The 16039-nt window shown below is 60.9% G+C and carries 17 protein-coding genes; 7 read left to right on the forward strand and 10 right to left on the reverse strand.

Annotated elements, in window-relative coordinates; genetic code table 11:
• Positions 1 to 50 precede the first annotated feature (50 nt).
• Positions 51 to 539: a DUF2244 domain-containing protein gene (locus tag BLS57_RS04380; RefSeq protein WP_093739581.1), complete on the forward strand. Its 489-nt coding sequence runs from the start codon at positions 51 to 53 to the stop codon at positions 537 to 539.
• Between the two features lie 50 nt (positions 540 to 589).
• Here BLS57_RS04380 and BLS57_RS04385 read toward each other — a convergent pair whose 3' ends face one another.
• On the reverse strand, positions 590 to 1048 hold the full coding sequence (locus BLS57_RS04385; RefSeq protein ID WP_093739583.1) for a GatB/YqeY domain-containing protein: 459 nt from the start codon (positions 1046 to 1048) through the stop codon (positions 590 to 592).
• Between the two features lie 195 nt (positions 1049 to 1243).
• Between BLS57_RS04385 and carA the strand changes: the two genes are divergently transcribed.
• Both carA and BLS57_RS04395 read left to right on the forward strand, forming a co-directional pair.
• Complete coding sequence (gene carA, locus BLS57_RS04390; RefSeq protein ID WP_093739585.1) at positions 1244 to 2404, forward strand: glutamine-hydrolyzing carbamoyl-phosphate synthase small subunit; 1161 nt, start codon at positions 1244 to 1246, stop codon at positions 2402 to 2404.
• Between the two features lie 87 nt (positions 2405 to 2491).
• Positions 2492 to 4453: a glycosyltransferase family 2 protein gene (locus tag BLS57_RS04395; protein WP_093739587.1), complete on the forward strand. Its 1962-nt coding sequence runs from the start codon at positions 2492 to 2494 to the stop codon at positions 4451 to 4453.
• Here the strand turns inward: BLS57_RS04395 and BLS57_RS04400 are convergent.
• Positions 4404 to 5069 carry a GntR family transcriptional regulator gene (locus BLS57_RS04400; RefSeq protein ID WP_093739589.1) on the reverse strand — a complete coding sequence of 222 codons (666 nt, stop codon included), beginning with the start codon at positions 5067 to 5069 and terminating at the stop codon, positions 4404 to 4406. The two genes, BLS57_RS04395 and BLS57_RS04400, sit on opposite strands and share 50 nt — an antisense overlap.
• 101 nt (positions 5070 to 5170) lie before the next feature.
• On the opposite strand from BLS57_RS04400, the gene BLS57_RS04405 reads away from it, so the two are divergent.
• Together BLS57_RS04405 and BLS57_RS04410 are read left to right on the forward strand one after the other, a co-directional pair.
• A complete protein-coding gene (locus tag BLS57_RS04405) occupies positions 5171 to 5818 on the forward strand; it encodes a pyrimidine 5'-nucleotidase (RefSeq protein WP_093740304.1) in 648 nt (215 codons plus the stop codon).
• Positions 5818 to 7017 carry a UbiH/UbiF family hydroxylase gene (locus tag BLS57_RS04410; protein WP_093739591.1) on the forward strand — a complete coding sequence of 400 codons (1200 nt, stop codon included), beginning with the start codon at positions 5818 to 5820 and terminating at the stop codon, positions 7015 to 7017. Before BLS57_RS04405 ends, BLS57_RS04410 begins: the two co-directional genes overlap by 1 nt.
• A 16-nt stretch (positions 7018 to 7033) precedes the next feature.
• Here the strand turns inward: BLS57_RS04410 and BLS57_RS04415 are convergent, their stop codons facing one another.
• From BLS57_RS04415 to BLS57_RS04430, 4 genes are all read right to left on the reverse strand, one after another.
• Entirely contained in the window at positions 7034 to 8158 is a 1125-nt protein-coding gene (locus tag BLS57_RS04415) for an aminotransferase class V-fold PLP-dependent enzyme (RefSeq protein WP_093739593.1), read from the reverse strand.
• Between the two features lie 77 nt (positions 8159 to 8235).
• Positions 8236 to 8988 carry a GGDEF domain-containing protein gene (locus tag BLS57_RS04420; RefSeq protein WP_093739595.1) on the reverse strand — a complete coding sequence of 251 codons (753 nt, stop codon included), beginning with the start codon at positions 8986 to 8988 and terminating at the stop codon, positions 8236 to 8238.
• 88 nt (positions 8989 to 9076) lie between these two features.
• The gene (locus tag BLS57_RS04425; protein ID WP_093739597.1) at positions 9077 to 9532 is read right to left on the reverse strand and encodes an Lrp/AsnC family transcriptional regulator; all 456 of its coding nucleotides are present in this window, start codon (positions 9530 to 9532) and stop codon (positions 9077 to 9079) included.
• The gene (locus tag BLS57_RS04430) at positions 9529 to 9984 is read right to left on the reverse strand and encodes an Lrp/AsnC family transcriptional regulator (protein ID WP_093739599.1); all 456 of its coding nucleotides are present in this window, start codon (positions 9982 to 9984) and stop codon (positions 9529 to 9531) included. The genes BLS57_RS04425 and BLS57_RS04430 overlap by 4 nt, the downstream gene beginning before the upstream one ends.
• Before the next feature lie 134 nt (positions 9985 to 10118).
• Here BLS57_RS04430 and ilvC point away from each other — a divergent pair, with 134 nt between their 5' ends.
• Positions 10119 to 11141 carry a ketol-acid reductoisomerase gene (gene ilvC, locus BLS57_RS04435; RefSeq protein ID WP_067622701.1) on the forward strand — a complete coding sequence of 341 codons (1023 nt, stop codon included), beginning with the start codon at positions 10119 to 10121 and terminating at the stop codon, positions 11139 to 11141.
• Between the two features lie 76 nt (positions 11142 to 11217).
• Positions 11218 to 12138, forward strand: coding sequence for a DMT family transporter (locus tag BLS57_RS04440; protein ID WP_093739601.1), 921 nt, complete (start codon positions 11218 to 11220; stop codon positions 12136 to 12138).
• Between the two features lie 43 nt (positions 12139 to 12181).
• Here the strand turns inward: BLS57_RS04440 and BLS57_RS04445 are convergent, their stop codons facing one another.
• The 4 genes from BLS57_RS04445 to BLS57_RS04460 are packed head-to-tail and all read right to left on the reverse strand — an operon-like array spanning position 12182 to position 16023.
• A complete protein-coding gene (locus BLS57_RS04445; RefSeq protein WP_093739603.1) occupies positions 12182 to 12673 on the reverse strand; it encodes a hypothetical protein in 492 nt (163 codons plus the stop codon).
• A gap of 58 nt (positions 12674 to 12731) precedes the next feature.
• Positions 12732 to 14087 carry a phosphoglucosamine mutase gene (gene glmM / locus BLS57_RS04450; RefSeq protein WP_093739605.1) on the reverse strand — a complete coding sequence of 452 codons (1356 nt, stop codon included), beginning with the start codon at positions 14085 to 14087 and terminating at the stop codon, positions 12732 to 12734.
• Positions 14084 to 15097, reverse strand: coding sequence for a dihydropteroate synthase (folP, locus tag BLS57_RS04455; protein ID WP_093739607.1), 1014 nt, complete (start codon positions 15095 to 15097; stop codon positions 14084 to 14086). The genes glmM and folP overlap by 4 nt, the downstream gene beginning before the upstream one ends.
• Positions 15094 to 16023, reverse strand: coding sequence for a dihydroneopterin aldolase (locus tag BLS57_RS04460; protein ID WP_093739609.1), 930 nt, complete (start codon positions 16021 to 16023; stop codon positions 15094 to 15096). The genes folP and BLS57_RS04460 overlap by 4 nt, the downstream gene beginning before the upstream one ends.
• Positions 16024 to 16039 lie beyond the last annotated feature (16 nt).

The raw sequence follows: 16039 nt of genomic DNA on the forward strand, positions 1-16039 counted from the left end.
ATCCCCCGCTCAAATGCTACCTTCTCCCCATCCTGAGCCTGAGCCCCGCCATGCCCTACGAATGGACCACCCCACCCCGCGTGACCCCGCAGCAAATGCGCCTCTGGCCGCATCAGTCCCTGCCCGCGCGCGGCTTTGCGGCCTTCATGCTCTCGACCTTCACACTGGCGATGATCCCGCTCTTCGCGATGCTCGGCACAGCCCTCCTCTGGGGCCTATTACCCTTTGTTATCTTAGCTTTAGGCGCGGTCTACTGGGCCCTGCAACACAACCACCGCGCCCGCCAAATCGAAGAGATCCTGACTCTCGACGACACCACCGCCAAGCTGACCCACACCACCGCCAAGGGCGAGGTCAAGGAATGGGACAGCAATCGTTACTGGACCCAAGTGCTAAAATACGAAGACGACGGCCCGGTGCCCCATTACGTCACCCTGCGCGGCGAGGGGCGCGAGGTCGAGATCGGCGCCTTCCTCAGCGAAGACGAACGCATTGCGCTCTTCGAAGACCTCTCCCGCCATATACAACAAAAGGGCTGAACCTCCCGGCCCAGCCCTTTGTTTTCAAACTAAATTTGATCGCTCAAAGATCAGCTCAACCGCGCCTTGATCACCGGCCCGACTGCGCCGAAATCCATCTGCCCGGTATAGCGTTCCTTGAGCAGGCCCATCACCTTGCCCATATCCCGGATCGAGGTCGCGCCGATCTCTTCGACAGCAGCGTCCACAGCCGCAGAAGCCTCGGTCACGCTCAACTGACGGGGCAGGAATTCCTCAATGACTTCAACCTCTTCGCGTTCCCGCTCGGCCAAGTCCAACCGCCCACCCTCTTCATAGGCCCGCGCCGATTCCTGCCGCTGCTTGGCCATCTTGCTCAAGATCGCCAGAACCTCGGCCTCAGACACGCCCTCATCATTGCCTTGGGCACGTGCGGCAATGTCCTTATCCTTGATCGCAGCATTGATCAGCCGCAACGTCGACAGCCGGTCCGCCGCCTTGTCTTTCATCGCCTGTTTCAGAGCATCAGAGATGCGGGTCCGCAGTGACATGGTGGTTTTCCTGTGTTCGCTCATGACAAGCCTTGGAGCATAGCCGCTATGCACCCCACGGGCAATGGGGGGTGACCATGGGTAAGTGATTGTAAAACCACGAAATCTCATTTCACAGTAGCTATTGACCCGCCCTGTTACCGCGATTAGATTGCCACCCGTTTACCCGCTCATTCCCTGCCCGGAGACTGCCCCATGTCCGCGTCCGCTCGCCCTCGCCCAACCGCCTGCCTTGCCCTTGCGGATGGATCGATTTTCTACGGTATGGGGTTCGGCGCGACCGGCCAGACCGTCGCGGAGTTGTGCTTCAACACCGCCATGACCGGCTATCAGGAAATCATGACTGATCCCTCCTACGCGGGCCAGATCGTGACCTTCACCTTCCCCCATATCGGCAATGTCGGCACCAACCCCGAGGATGACGAAACCGGTGATCCGGTCGCCGCCGGGATGGTGGTAAAATGGATGCCGACCACGCCAAGCAGCTGGCGCAATGTGCAGCCCATCTCCGACTGGCTCGCCGCCCGCGGCCGCATCGCCATCGGCGGTGTCGACACCCGCCGCCTGACCCGCGCCATCCGCCAACAAGGCGCGCCGCATGCGGCCCTCGCCCATGATCCAGATGGCAACTTTGACATCGAAGCGCTGGTCGCCGCCGCCCGCGATTTCGCCGGGCTTGAAGGCATGGATCTGGCCAAGGATGTCACCTGCGCACAGACCTACCAGTGGAACGAAATGCGGTGGGCTTGGCCCGACGGCTACGCCCCTCAGACAGAGGCAAAACATAAAGTCGTTGCAGTGGATTACGGCGCGAAGCGCAACATCCTGCGCTGCCTCGCCTCCGCTGGTTGCGACGTCACCGTGCTGCCCGCGACGGCCACCTATGACGACATCATGGCGCACCAGCCTGACGGTGTGTTTTTGTCCAACGGCCCGGGCGATCCGGCAGCCACGGGCGCCTATGCCGTGCCGATGATCCGTGAGGTTTTGGACAAGACCGACCTGCCCGTTTTCGGCATCTGCCTCGGCCACCAAATGCTGGCCCTCGCCCTCGGCGCCAAGACTGTCAAAATGAGCCACGGCCACCACGGCGCGAACCATCCGGTCAAGGACAACGACACCGGGAAAGTCGAGATTACCTCGATGAATCACGGCTTTGCGGTGGATGGCCAGTCCCTCCCCGATGGTGTGCATGAGACGCATATCTCCCTCTTCGACGGGTCGAACTGCGGCATCCGTGTCGATGGCCGCCCCGTTTGGTCCGTGCAGCACCACCCCGAGGCCAGCCCCGGCCCGCAAGACAGCTACTACCTGTTCGAGCGGTTCAGCCAGGCCATGGCAGACCGGGCGGCTTAAGCACAGTTCTGACTTGCCCCAGCAGAGATTAACCGGCGATTAACCGTTCGATGCCAACCTTCGTCAAATGTCTTGACGGGGTTTTGGATGAGCAACCTTCGCCTGTTTCTACCGGACCCGCGCGCGGCTTCTCCGCCGCAGCGCAGGCTGCCGATTGGCCGTTATCTGGTTAGGTCCGGTATCATTAGCCAGACGGACCTGCTGCATGGGCTCGCCCTTCAACGCAGAATCGATGCGCCCTTAGGGGAAATCTTGGTAGCGGAGGGTCTAGTCACCCGTGATGATATCCTTCGCGCGCTCGCACAGCAGTACGGAGCGCCGACAGTCGATTTAAAGCGCGACCCGCCTGATCCACGCTTGCGCCAACGTCTTCCAGCGGCTCTTTGCCTCAAATACGGCGCGATTCCTTGGCTCGAAATTGGGGACAGGTTGTTGGTGGCAACGGGTCAGCCGGACGGATTTGATCGATTTCAGGCCTGTATGGGAACTGCAGGAAAACGCCTCATGCCGGTTATCGCTGAACATCGACAAGTGCAGCGTCACCTCAGCGCTTTTTACGGTACTGAACTGGCGCATAAAGCAACAAACCGCGTGCCCGCTGTTGAGAGCTGCCGCAGTTGGGCCGCTCACCCGTCGCGCCGGCAGGGGTGGGCGGGCGCAATCGTCTGCGCACTACTACTATTTATCTTTCTTGCCCCTGCCTTCGCGATCACGGGCGCTTTGCTTTGGGCTGTCGTCACGCTTGCCATGACCACCGTTCTCAAGGGTGCGGCATTGATCAGCACACTGCGGTCCCCCGTTGCGCCGCCAATATCCTCCACACCGTCCGAACTCTCGGGATTCCGTCTTCCGCGCGTCTCAGTCATGGTGCCGCTCTTCAAAGAAAAGGAAATCGCCGGCGCGTTGATCACCCGCCTCTCGCGTTTGACCTACCCGAAATCGCTCCTTCAGGTAATGCTCGTGCTAGAAGCTGGAGACAAGGTTACACGAGAGACCATCAACCGTAGCGATCTGGCGGATTGGATTAGCATTGTTGAAGTGCCAGAGACCGATAATCTGCGCACCAAGCCGCGGGCGCTCAACTACGCCCTCGATTTTTGCAATGGCAGCATTATCGGCGTCTGGGACGCGGAAGACGCGCCAGAGCCTGACCAGATCGAACAGATCGTCACGCGTTTCCAGCAAGCACCCGACAATGTTGCCTGTTTGCAAGGGGTTCTGGACTATTACAACAGCCGCAGCAATTGGATGTCGCGATGCTTTGCGATTGAATATGCGACTTGGTGGCGCATGCTTTTGCCCGGTGTCGCGCGGCTCGGGCTGGTTGTGCCACTAGGTGGCACCACATTGTTCTTCCGCCGCCGGATATTGGAAGAGCTTTGCGGCTGGGATGCGCATAACGTTACCGAGGACGCCGATCTCGGGCTGCGACTCGCGCGGTATGGATATACCACCGAGATATTACCGACGGTCACATTTGAGGAGGCTAATTGTCGGCCATGGCCCTGGGTGCGCCAACGGTCGCGCTGGCTGAAAGGCTTTCTGGTCACTTGGTGTGTACATATGCGGTCGCCGGGAAGATTACTGAAAGATCTCGGACTGCGTCGCTTTCTTGGCGTGCAAACCCTGTTTCTCGCGACCTTCTCACAATTTGCCCTCGCGCCCCTTCTCTGGTCGCTCTGGCTTACTTTTTTCGGCGTATCACACCCCGTAGCGGCAACGCTTGGACCTACATTCATGGCAGGCGTGGTCGTACTCTTTATCCTGTCGGAATTGCTGAATCTGACCCTGTCGGCCCTAGCCGTTTCTAAGCGAGGGCACCGACATCTGCTGCCATATGTTCCGACATTGCCGTTCTATTTCGCTCTCGGAGCCTTAGCCGCGATGAAGGCGCTCTACGAATTTGTGCGCAGCCCGTTTTTCTGGGACAAAACGGCCCATGGGCTCGCCCCCATTCCAGTTGAAGAACCCATGAAAACACCGTCACACTCTACGAGCGTCAAAAATCGTCCTCGCGACGGGCCGCTTCCTGCTTCAGCCGCGTCATAAAGGCGACGGAGATATGGGTGCGCAGGGCCTCATCTGCCCCGTCTTCGTCCCGCGCCTCGATCATACGTACGATCTGATCATGCTCGGCCTGCGCAATCTCCCCGCGCCCTTCGACGGCCAGCGACGACGTTGCCATTAGCGCCATCGAGCGGTGGACGAGGTCTAGCTGCTGCACCAAGTAGCGGTTGTGCGAGGCCAGGTGGATTTGCTTGTGAAACCGCTTGTTTGCGCGCGCCAGTGCGTTTGGGTTTCCCGCAAGCGCGTTGTCCGCATCCACCATTTCACGCAGCACGCGCACCTCTTCTGCTGTGGCATGGCGTGCCGCTAAACGGGCCGCCAGCCCTTCCAGCTCCCCCCGCACGACATAGAGTTCGGCCATCTGGTTATGATCCAGCGACGCCACAATCAGGCTGCGCCCATCACGGACCAAAAGCGACTGCGTCTCCAACCGCTGCAACGCCTCGCGGATCGGGGTGCGCGACATGCCGAAACGCTCGGCCAATTCGCTCTCCACCAAACGGTCACCGGGGCGATAGGTGCCAATGTCGATGGCCTCAAGGATCATCGAATAGGCATCCGTCGGGCCGGATTTCGGAGGGGTGGTCGGGTCGGGCATCAGTCACGCATCCTTGCAAGTTGCGCCACTCTACCCACCGCGACCATATGCGCAACCCGCAGCCCTTGCGCGCCCCGGCGTCTCGCCCTACCTCTTGCGCCATGCCGCGCGATGCTTTCTCTCATGTCACCACTTGGGTCTTTGATCTGGACCAGACACTTTACCCGCCCTCGGCGCGGCTCTTTGATCTGATCGAAGCGCGCATGGTCGATTGGGTGATGCAAGCGATCAAGGTCGACCGAGATCAAGCCAACCACCTGCGGCTCCACTATTGGCAGACCTACGGCACCACGCTGGCCGGGTTGATGCGCGAACATGGCGTCGATCCTGCCCCCTATCTGACCGATGTGCACGACATCCCGATGGACCGGCTCACCCCTGACCCGGACCTCGCCCGTGCGATCCGCGCCCTGCCGGGACGGCGCATTGTCTACACCAACGGCTGCGCGACCTATGCCGAACGGGTGCTGGCCGCGCGGGGCCTGAGCGGTCTTTTCGATGCGGTTTACGGCGTCGAACATGCCGACTACCTCCCCAAACCGGAACGCGCTGCCTTTGACAAAGTCTTTGCCATTGACGGCTTTGAGACGACCACCGCCGCGATGTTCGAAGACGACCCGCGCAACCTCGCCGCCCCCCACGCCATGGGCATGCGCACCGTCCATGTGGCCCCCACCCGTGGCGAAGGCGATCACATACACTACCATACGGAAGACCTTCGGGACTTCCTTATTCGGATATCGGGCTAATGGACTTTGACTGCGACATTCTCATTTCCGGCGGCGGCATCGCCGGGCTGACCGCGGCGACGGCCTTTGGCAGCGCTGGCTTCAGCGTCATCTGCGTTGACCCAACCCCACCCGTGACCGACGCCGATGCCGAAGGCGCCGACATGCGCTCCACCGCGCTCCTGCAACCGGCCCGCGCCCTGCTTGAAGACGCTGGCCTCTGGCCCCACCTCGCCCCCCATGCCGCGCCCTTGCAAATCATGCGCATTGTCGACGCGGGCGGCGAAGAGGCCACGCCCCGCACCACCCGCGAATTCGACGCCGCTGACATATCCGACGCGCCCTTTGGCTGGAACTTTCCCAACTGGCTCTTGCGCCGCGAGTTGTTGGCCCGCCTCAAAGACCTGCCCAATGTCGATTTTCGCCCCGGCACCGGCACGACCACCCTCTTCACCCGTAGCAGCGAAGCCCGCGTGGGCCTAAGCGACGGCAGCCGGATCAAGACCCGCCTTGTCGCCGCCGCGGATGGCCGCAACAGCCCCATGCGCGAGGCAGCCGGGATCGACGTACGCACCCGCCGCTACGGTCAAAAGGCACTGGCCTTCAGCGTTACGCATCCAATCCCACATGAAAATGCCTCAACCGAAGTGCACCGCTCTGGCGGGCCCTTCACCCTTGTCCCCCTGCCGGACCGTGACGGCATGCCTTGCTCTGCTGTGGTCTGGATGGACGACGGCCCCGCCACTCAGACCCGCGCCGCGCTGGACGTGGCAGCCTTTGAGGCCGAGGCAACCGCGCGCTCGGCGCATCTCTTTGGCCCGCTGACCCTTGCCAGCAACCGCGCGCTCTGGCCGATCATCAGCCAAGAAGCCAAACGCTTGTCGGGTGAACGCATTGCTCTGCTGGCCGAGGCCGCCCATGTCGTACCGCCCATCGGCGCGCAGGGGTTGAACATGTCGCTTGCCGATCTGACCACCCTGCTCGACCTTGCCCGCAAGGCACCAAACCAACTTGGCAACGCCGAGATGCTGGAGGCGTATCACAGCGCCCGCCATGCCGACATTGCCCTCAGGGTGCGCGGCATCGACCTGTTAAACCGCGCCAGTCAGGCCAGCTCGCCACTGGCCCGCGAAGCGCGGGCTGCCGGGTTAAACGCCCTCTACGCTTTGCCACAGGTGCGCAAAATGCTCATGCAGATGGGGCTGGGCCTGCGCCGCTAGATAGCGGCGCAAGAGCTTACAAAACCTCGTCGAGCACCTTGGTCAAACGCGCGACGGTGGCATCAACGTCATAAAGCTTATCAAGGCCAAAGAGGCCAAGGCGGAAGGTCCGGAAGTCCTCCGGCTCCCCCACCTGAAGCGGCACGCCCGCGGCGATCTGCATGCCCTGCGCGGCAAAGGCTTTGCCGTTCTGTATATCCGGATCATTGGTATAGCCCACCACCACGCCCGGCGCGGCAAAACCGTCAGCGGCAACCGAGGTCACCCCGCGCTCGGCAAGCGCCTTACGCACCGCATCCCCCAAACGCCACTGCGCCTCCTTCAGCCGATCAAAGCCATAGCCCCGTGTCTCACGCACCGTGTCGCGGAAGAGCCGCAGCGCATCCGTAGGCATGGTCGCATGATAGGCATGACCGCCCGCCTCATAGGCTTTCATAATGTCGCGCCATTTGCGCAGGTCGATGGCAAAACTGTCCGATGTCGTTTCGGCCAGCCCCGCTTCGGCGCGGGCGGACATCATCACCAACCCGGCAGAGGGCGAGGCACTCCACCCCTTCTGCGGGGCCGAGATCAGCACATCGACGCCAAGCGCCTTCATGTCGACCCAAACGCAACCCGACGCGATGCAATCCAACACCATAAGGGCACCGACTTCTTCCGCCGCCGACGCCATCGCCTTAATATAGTCGTCCGGCAGGATCATGCCCGAGCTGGTCTCCACATGCGGTGCAAAAACCACCTCCGGCTTGTTCTCGCGGATCGCCGCAGTGACCTCCTCAATCGGCGCGGGCGCGAAGGGCGCAGGGCTGGTGTTGCCTTGCATCCGCGCCTTGAGCACCTCGGCACTGCCGGTCAGATCGGCGCTCTCAATAATTTGGCTCCACCGGTAGGAGAACCAGCCGTTGCGCACGACCAGCACGTCCTGCCCTCGGGCGAACTGCCGCGCCACGGCCTCCATCGCATAGGTGCCGCCCCCCGGCACCAGCGCCACGGCCTCAGCGTTATAGACTTCGCCCAGCCACGCAGAGAGATCGCGCATGACCTGCTGAAATTCCGCCGACATATGGTTGAGGGAGCGGTCGGTGAAAACCACGCTGAATTCATCCAACCCTGTCGGATCTACCGTGTCGAGCAATGCCATTGATCTTCCTCCATCTATCGAAGAACAGGCATATGGCGCGTTGCTGGAAAAGGCAATTCGTCTCGCCCTGGCGGCGCTTAGCCGACCCGCGATTCATCCGCCGGGGCCGGCAACCAGTCTACAACCGTGCGATTGCGCCCGTTGCTCTTGGCCCGATAGAGCGCCGCGTCCGCCTGTTGGATGGAGATATTGATATCGGCCAACCGGTCCTTCAACGACCCGCCGATCGACACAGTGACCGAAATCGCTTGCCCCCTACCCGACGCAGGCGAGGCCGCCACCGCCGTGCGCATCCGTTCGGCCACGACCAAGCCCTGATCGGCACTGACCTCATGCAGGAACACAACGAATTCTTCACCGCCGAAGCGGCAAACGATATCCTGTGCCCGCACCTCGTCGCGCAGAACCTGACTGACATGTTTGATCACCGCGTCCCCAGCGTAATGCCCATGGGTGTCATTCACCCGTTTGAAATGGTCGATATCAACCATCAGCGACACGCCATAGGCGTTTGGATCACTCTCCATCCGCCGGAAAAAGAAGTCGCGCGTGGCGACATCGGTCAGCCGGTCGCGGTTCACCAGCCGGACCAACTCATCGCTTAACCGCGTGTTTTCGCGCAGCTTGGTCCCAACGAAGAACGCAAAAGGGATGGTAATCAAAGTCGTAATGATGATCGCCCGTGGCCCCATCAGTACCTGCAGATGCTCGGGATAGACCACCGTCACCAAGAACGCGCAGGCCAATACCGTGCCAATGGTCATCATCACCGTGAAGGTCCACACGTTGACCCATGTGCGCAAGCGCAGTTTCAATATATCTCGCATCATGGGACAGCCCTAAGCGCTCGCGGCAAAGGAGCCGTTAACGCATGCAGAGCAGGCGCCGCTACTTAGCTAAACTTCGATAGATCGGACCTCAAAGCGGGCCCGGCAAGCGCTCTTCACTGAGCAACACATTGGCCTCCACCTCGCCCGCCCCCGGCAAGGTCATTATCCGCCGCCGCAAGACCCGTTCAAAGTCCGGCAAATCGCGCGCAACGACCCGCAAGCGGTAATCGAACAGCCCCAGAACATGCTCTACCGTCTGCACCTCAGGGATCGCAGAGACTGCCCGCTCAAAATCATCCAAACTCACCCGCCCCCGCGTAGCGAGTTTAATCCCCAAAAAGACCGTCACGCCGAACCCCAAAGCCTCGGCATTCAAACGCAAACGCCGCCCGGCAATTACCCCGCCGGCCTCCAACCGTTTGATGCGCCGCCAGGTCGCTGGCTGTGACAGACCCAAATTCCGCCCCAACGCGCTCGCACTCTGCGCCGCATCCCGCTCCAGCGCCCGCAGCAGCGCCCGGTCGATTTCATCCAACTCGATCACAGCGGCAGCCCCTCTTGCGTCTTGATCCGCGCCACATGCATCAGCGCCTCGATCTCCGCGATATGCGGGAGGGTCAAAATACGGCTGCGGTAAATCTGCTGATAATGCCCCATGTCCCGTGCGATGATCGACAAGCGCAAATCAACCCGGCCCAAAAAGGTCTGGATCTCAATCACCTCCGGCACCTGCCGCGCTTCAGCCATGAAAGTATCAAACGCATTGGCCTGCGTCTTATCCAAGGTCACCCGCAGCGACACTTCCAGCGCATAGCCAAGCGCCGCCCAATCGATCACCACCCCGCTGCCCTGCACGATCCCCTGATCCTGCAACCGAGCAATCCGCCGCGCCGCCTTGCCTGCCGTAATATTGCACTTCTCCGCCAGTTCACCGGGGCTCAGGCTCGGCTCGGCCTGCCAGTAGCGCAATATACGGCGATCCAGGTCATCAAGCATGAATTTTCCATTTTTAGCACAATCGACGAATAACTATCTTCATCCTTTCACAAATACCTCTGCGATGACAATGGCTCCTGCGCACAACATCGCTATGGTGAGACCCAGAACAAGACAACCCAAAGGACAAGATCATGCGCGTTTATTATGACCGTGACTGCGATGTGAACCTCATCAAAGACAAGAAAGTGGCGATCCTCGGCTACGGCTCCCAGGGCCACGCCCATGCGCTGAACCTGCGCGATTCCGGCGCCAAGAACCTCGTCGTCGCCCTGCGCGAAGGCTCTGCTTCTGCAGCCAAGGCCGAAGGCGAAGGCCTCAAGGTCATGGGCATCGCCGAAGCCGCCGCTTGGGCCGACCTGATCATGTTCACCATGCCCGATGAGCTTCAGGCCGAGACCTACAAGAAATACGTGCATGACAACATCCGCGAGGGTGCCGCGATTGCCTTCGCCCACGGTCTGAACGTCCACTTCGGCCTGATCGAGCCCAAGGAAGGCGTTGACGTCATCATGATGGCGCCCAAAGGTCCGGGCCACACGGTGCGCGGCGAATACACCAAAGGCGGCGGCGTGCCATGCCTCGTGGCCGTGGACAAAGACGCCTCTGGCAAGGCGCTGGAAATCGGCCTCAGCTATTGCTCTGCCATCGGTGGCGGCCGCTCCGGCATCATCGAGACCAACTTCCGCGAAGAATGCGAGACCGACCTCTTCGGTGAGCAGGCAGTGCTCTGCGGTGGCTTGGTTGAACTGATCCGTATGGGCTTTGAGACGCTGGTCGAGGCGGGCTACGCACCTGAGATGGCCTATTTCGAATGCCTGCACGAAGTGAAGCTGATCGTCGACCTGATCTATGAAGGCGGCATCGCCAACATGAACTACTCGATCTCGAACACGGCGGAATATGGCGAATATGTCTCCGGCCCGCGCATCCTGCCCTACGATGAGACCAAGAAGCGCATGAAAGACGTGCTGACGGACATCCAGAACGGCAAGTTCGTGCGCGACTTCATGCAGGAAAACGCTGTCGGTCAACCGTCCTTCAAAGCGACGCGCCGGATCAACGATGAGCACCGTATCGAACAGGTAGGCGCCAAGCTGCGTGAGATGATGCCGTGGATCTCCGCAGGCAAAATGGTGGACAAGGCCAAGAACTGAGCCATTTTCCCCTCATCACTGAACGACATCGACCCCGGCCCTGCGCCGGGGTCTTTGCACTTTCCCCGGAGCCGCAATGAACACCACGCCCCAAATCACCCTGACCAGTTGGCTATCAATCGCCCTGCTGGGCCTTGTCTGGGGCGGCACGTTCCTTTTTACCGAGGTTGCACTCACCGGGATCACCCCTTTTTGGCTCGCCGCCTCACGGATCGGTTTGGCAGCCGTGGTCATGGTGGCACTCTGGGCCACCCGCGGTTTTGCACTGTTCACCGAACGTCCGGCATCCGGGCATATTGTGACCTTGATCATCATCGGTGTCATCAGTTCAGCCCTCCCCTTTTCCCTGCTCGCCTGGGGGCAGCAATTCGTGACGTCTGGCTTTGCAGGCGTGACGATGGCGTCGGTGGCGCTCATCGTTCTCCCAATGGCGCATTTCCTGCTGCCGGGCGAGCGTATGACCCCGCGCAAGACAGGTGGCTTCGTGATCGGTTTTATCGGCGTGGTGGTGCTGATCGGCGGCCAAGCCTTTGAAAGCACGGGCGCCGCGATGGAGACGGCAGGACGCATCGCCTGCATCGCAGCAGCCTCTTGCTACGCGGTGAGTTCGATCCTGATGCGGCGTCTGCCTTCGGTGGATCCTATTGGGCTTGGCACCATCCTCATGCTAATCGGTGCTGTCGTGATGCTACCCGCCGCCTTTCTCACCGAAGGCCCGCCACCAATGCCTTCGCCCAAGATATTAGCCGTCTTAGCTTTTCTCGGCCTTGTTCCCACCGCAGGCGCGGCTTTCTTGCGTGTCTATGTGGTGCGCACTGCCGGGCCGGTCTTCATGTCTTTGGTCAACTACCAAGTCCCCGTTTGGTCGGTCCTGCTCGGCGCGCTGATCCTGTCAGAGCCGCTGCCGCTTTCGCTGCTTTATGCGATGGCGTTGATTCTCGCGGGTGTCGGGCTAAGCCAATACGGTGCGTTGACGCGGCTGTTTGGACGCTCTTAAGCGAACGGCTGACGCTCCGCCAAAAAGCGGAGCGCCATTGGGATTAGTAGCGTCCCAAAGCCATTTTGGTCTTCGCCGTTACCTTCCCCGCAGCATTCACTGCTTTGACATCGGCTTCGTATTTGTTCCCTTTGCCGCCCGAGCATGGCGGCAGGTAACCCGCGGAGCTGTAATCGCCGGTCCCTCTCGCTGCTTTAATCACGCGCACCCCGCGCGGCAATTTTGCAGTCAAACCCGGAACTGCTGGCAATTTAGCGCTGCTGCCCTTTACCGTATAGCCGATTGTTCCATGGCCACCCTTGGTCGACAGGGGGCGATAGCTTTTGTCGTTATACTCGACAACAACCATGACTGTATCGGCCGGAAGCCCGGTCACCTGAAACGGAGGTGTCGCCCCCTTGCCACCATGAAGGGTGCATTGCTGACCAGCAGGCACCGTCTTGCCGTTCCAAGGCGAAAGGACCTGGGCCTTCATGTCCGCAAAAGCTGGCGCTGCGGCAACGATGGCCGCGCAAACTGTGAAAAATAAACGCATAGTTTGAAATCCTAATTGAACAATAGTCTTCAAACTTTGCGTTAGACACCGACGCTAATCAACCCTTTGGCGAAGATACTGCACGGTCCACGGCATCTACAACGCTATCTACAGCGCGCTCCATCAGTGCAGCATCCTCATGTTCCGCCATCACACGCACCAGCGGTTCGGTACCGGATTTTCGGATCAAAAGCCGCCCGCCTTGGGCCAAATCGGCTTCGGCCTGCGCAATAGAGGCCTGCACATCTGTGTCTTCCAACGGCCTTTGCTCTGCAGAAAAACGCACATTCTTCAGCAACTGCGGCACCGGGTCGAACTGGTAGAGCAATTCCGACGCGGGTTTTTCAGACCGCACCATTTCCGCGAGGAACTGCATCCCCGCCATAAGACCGTCGCCCGTTGTGGCATGGTCGGTCATCACGATATGGCCTGACTGCTCCCCACCCAGATTGAAGCCCCCTTGGCGCATCCGTTCCACGACATAGCGGTCGCCCACGGCGGTCCGTTCCAGCTGAACACCGCGGTCGTTAAGGTAGCGCTCAAGCCCGAGGTTGCTCATCACCGTCGCCACCAGAGCATTGCCCTTCAGGCGGTGCTCGCTCGACCAACGCGCGGCCATCAGCGCCATGAACTGGTCACCGTCACCAATGCGGCCATTCTCGTCAATGAGGATCACGCGATCGGCGTCGCCATCGAGGCAGATACCCACATCCGCACCATGCGCGACAACAGCCTCAGCCGCCGATTGAGGCTGAGTCGAGCCGCAGCCATCGTTGATATTAAAGCCGTTCGGCGCCACGCCCACTGGAATAACGGTGGCACCCAACTCCCAAAGCGCCATCGGCGCAACGTGATAGGCCGCACCATGAGCGCAATCGATTACAACCTTTAAACCATCGAGCCGCATCTGCCTTGGAAAAGAAGATTTCACCCGTTCGATATAACGATAGCGACTGTCATCGATCCGCTTGGCGCGGCCGATCTCGTTCGGTGCGGTCGGTTCTACCCCCTCGGCTACCAGCGCTTCGATCTCTTGCTCGACCTTGTCAGAGAGTTTGTACCCGTCGGGGCCGAAAAACTTGATGCCATTGTCGCTCGCCGGGTTATGGCTGGCTGAGATCATCACCCCGAGGTCAGCACGCATGGAGCGCGTGAGCAACCCCACCGCCGGCGTCGGCACAGGCCCCAGCAGCAGGACATTCAAGCCGGTACTGGTTAGGCCCGCCGTAAGCGCGTTTTCGAACATATACCCCGACAGGCGGGTGTCTTTCCCGATAACCACTCGGTGTGCGCTGTCCTTATCCCGGCGGAAATAGCGCCCCACCGCCGCACCGATGCGCAGCGCCATATCGGCGGTCATAGGATGGATATTGGCTGTGCCGCGCACGCCGTCTGTACCAAAAAGCTTTGTCATTTTTCTTTCCCTGTCATCGCGCCTTGCCAAAGTGTAATCGCCTGAACGGTTTCGTCCACGTCATGCACCCGAAAAAACTGCACACCGTGGTTTAGCGCTGCCAAGGCCACACCAATGGAACCGGGTGCACGCCCTGCTCCCGCCTCGGCCCCGCCGAGGGTGCCAATGAACCGCTTGCGGCTGGCACCGAGTAGAATGGGCACGCCGAGACTGTGGAACAAACTGAGCCGCGCCAGCAGCGTCAGGTTATGCTCCAGCGTCTTGCCAAAACCGATGCCGGGGTCTGCTACGATGTTGTTGCGTGCGATACCCTGTGTCTCCAGCGCAGCAATTCGCCCGGCTAGATAATCGTAGACGTCCAGCAGCACGTCATCATAACGCGGATCGCGCTGCATCGTGGCCGGGTCGCCTTGGGCGTGCATGACGCAGACAGGCAGATTTCGGGCCGCGCAAAGGGGCGCGAGTTCAGGGTCATAGGTCAGCCCCGCCACGTCGTTAACCAGATCAGCCCCCGCGTCGACAGCGGCTTCGGCCACAGAAGCCTTGCGTGTGTCGATGCTGATTGCGCCTGCTCCGCCCGCGCGCAGCCCTTCGATCACCGGGATGACGCGGGCGATTTCTTCTTCCGAAGGGACCGTCTCGGAACCGGGCCGCGTGGATTCGCCGCCGACATCGAGCATGTCTACGCCCGCTGCGCGCATGGCCTGCCCGGCTTTAACGGCCACCTGCGCATCCGCATGCAGCCCGCCGTCCGAGAAGCTGTCCGGGGTCGCGTTGAGGATGCCCATGACCCGCGGGCGGTCCATTGAAAGCCCTGCCACCGGTGGACGTGTTGCGATCAGGGGGGAGAGCGCTGCGTCATCAAGGTCAGCCACGGGCACGACCTGAGGAGCCGCGCTGCGTGACAAAACCTCGACATGTGTGAACCAGCCCCAGCCGCCGGTCAGCGACAGGGCGGTTTTTGGGCGAGCGGGGCCGATCTGGACCAAGGGGCGGATATAGCGCGTCATAGTGGCAAGGTCTCTGTCTCAACGGATGCCGTACGAACTTGGACATTCTCCGCAACGGGCGCCTCAGCGCCAATCACCAGAAGCCGCGTAGCCTGCAGGCTTTCGGCGAACCAGACCGCCAAATCAAGCGCTTGCTGCGGGGGGGCGCTCGGTCCGTCGACAGCGTCCAGAACAATCCGCGACGGGGCCCAAACGATGCTCTGGCCATTCTTCATGGCCCAATCGATCTCCGTCCGGCTACCGACCACCTTTAGACGCGGATCACGGGCGGCAAGCATCCAGCCGTTTTGCTCAATCGCCAGCAACGCGATCCGGCGCTGAGCTGAGGGACCATCCGCCTGCGGTGTCTCGTGGTCCGGCAAGCCAACACAGAGCACGAGCGGCAAATCAAGTGCCTCCAACTGGTCAAGCCAGCCGGACAAATGCGCCGAGTGCATCGCGGCGTCGGACAGGTAAACGATCTGTGGAGATTGCGCAGAGATCTCGGGCGTATCGATCTGGGTCTGCGCGTTACCGCTGCGCACAATCTCAACACCGAGCGCTCCGGGTCCACGGTCGAGTTTCTCAATCCGCACAAAGACTTTCGCTGCCTGCGGCTCAGTCAGAATGCGGTTGGCGATACGTTCGGCGAGGGTTTCCAACAGGTTCAGCCGCTCAGCGGCAAGCTCTGCCGCAATGGCTTCGGTGACACGGTCATACGACAGGATCCGGTCCACATCGTCATCAACCGGCCCGGTCAGAGGCACTACCTCGACCACTACATTGAACGACAACCGTTGAGTCACGCCACGCTCGGCCTGAAAGGCGCCGATTTCGACCTCAACGATATGATCGCGCAGCGAAATACGGTCGCGCGGTTCGCTGCCGGCCATGGCCTCGGCCCGCGCTTCGGGGTGCGCAAAGGCTAGTCGGGTTTCTTCGGACATGAGTGGCGCCTATCGG

The sequence above is a fragment of the Sulfitobacter delicatus genome (assembly GCF_900102535.1).
Classification (GTDB): Bacteria; Pseudomonadota; Alphaproteobacteria; order Rhodobacterales; family Rhodobacteraceae; genus Sulfitobacter; species Sulfitobacter delicatus.

Bases quoted from the DNA above. Each gene is read 5' to 3' on its own strand.
- BLS57_RS04380 (WP_093739581.1), top strand. From the start codon at position 51: ATGCCCTACGAATGGACCACCCCACCCCGCGTGACCCCGCAGCAAATG.
- BLS57_RS04385 (WP_093739583.1), bottom strand. From the start codon at position 1,048: ATGTCACTGCGGACCCGCATCTCTGATGCTCTGAAACAGGCGATGAAA.
- carA (WP_093739585.1), top strand. From the start codon at position 1,244: ATGTCCGCGTCCGCTCGCCCTCGCCCAACCGCCTGCCTTGCCCTTGCG.
- BLS57_RS04395 (WP_093739587.1), top strand. From the start codon at position 2,492: ATGAGCAACCTTCGCCTGTTTCTACCGGACCCGCGCGCGGCTTCTCCG.
- BLS57_RS04400 (WP_093739589.1), bottom strand. From the start codon at position 5,069: ATGCCCGACCCGACCACCCCTCCGAAATCCGGCCCGACGGATGCCTAT.
- BLS57_RS04405 (WP_093740304.1), top strand. From the start codon at position 5,171: ATGCCGCGCGATGCTTTCTCTCATGTCACCACTTGGGTCTTTGATCTG.
- BLS57_RS04410 (WP_093739591.1), top strand. From the start codon at position 5,818: ATGGACTTTGACTGCGACATTCTCATTTCCGGCGGCGGCATCGCCGGG.
- BLS57_RS04415 (WP_093739593.1), bottom strand. From the start codon at position 8,158: ATGGCATTGCTCGACACGGTAGATCCGACAGGGTTGGATGAATTCAGC.
- BLS57_RS04420 (WP_093739595.1), bottom strand. From the start codon at position 8,988: ATGATGCGAGATATATTGAAACTGCGCTTGCGCACATGGGTCAACGTG.
- BLS57_RS04430 (WP_093739599.1), bottom strand. From the start codon at position 9,984: ATGCTTGATGACCTGGATCGCCGTATATTGCGCTACTGGCAGGCCGAG.
- ilvC (WP_067622701.1), top strand. From the start codon at position 10,119: ATGCGCGTTTATTATGACCGTGACTGCGATGTGAACCTCATCAAAGAC.
- BLS57_RS04440 (WP_093739601.1), top strand. From the start codon at position 11,218: ATGAACACCACGCCCCAAATCACCCTGACCAGTTGGCTATCAATCGCC.
- BLS57_RS04445 (WP_093739603.1), bottom strand. From the start codon at position 12,673: ATGCGTTTATTTTTCACAGTTTGCGCGGCCATCGTTGCCGCAGCGCCA.
- glmM (WP_093739605.1), bottom strand. From the start codon at position 14,087: ATGACAAAGCTTTTTGGTACAGACGGCGTGCGCGGCACAGCCAATATC.
- folP (WP_093739607.1), bottom strand. From the start codon at position 15,097: ATGACGCGCTATATCCGCCCCTTGGTCCAGATCGGCCCCGCTCGCCCA.
- BLS57_RS04460 (WP_093739609.1), bottom strand. From the start codon at position 16,023: ATGTCCGAAGAAACCCGACTAGCCTTTGCGCACCCCGAAGCGCGGGCC.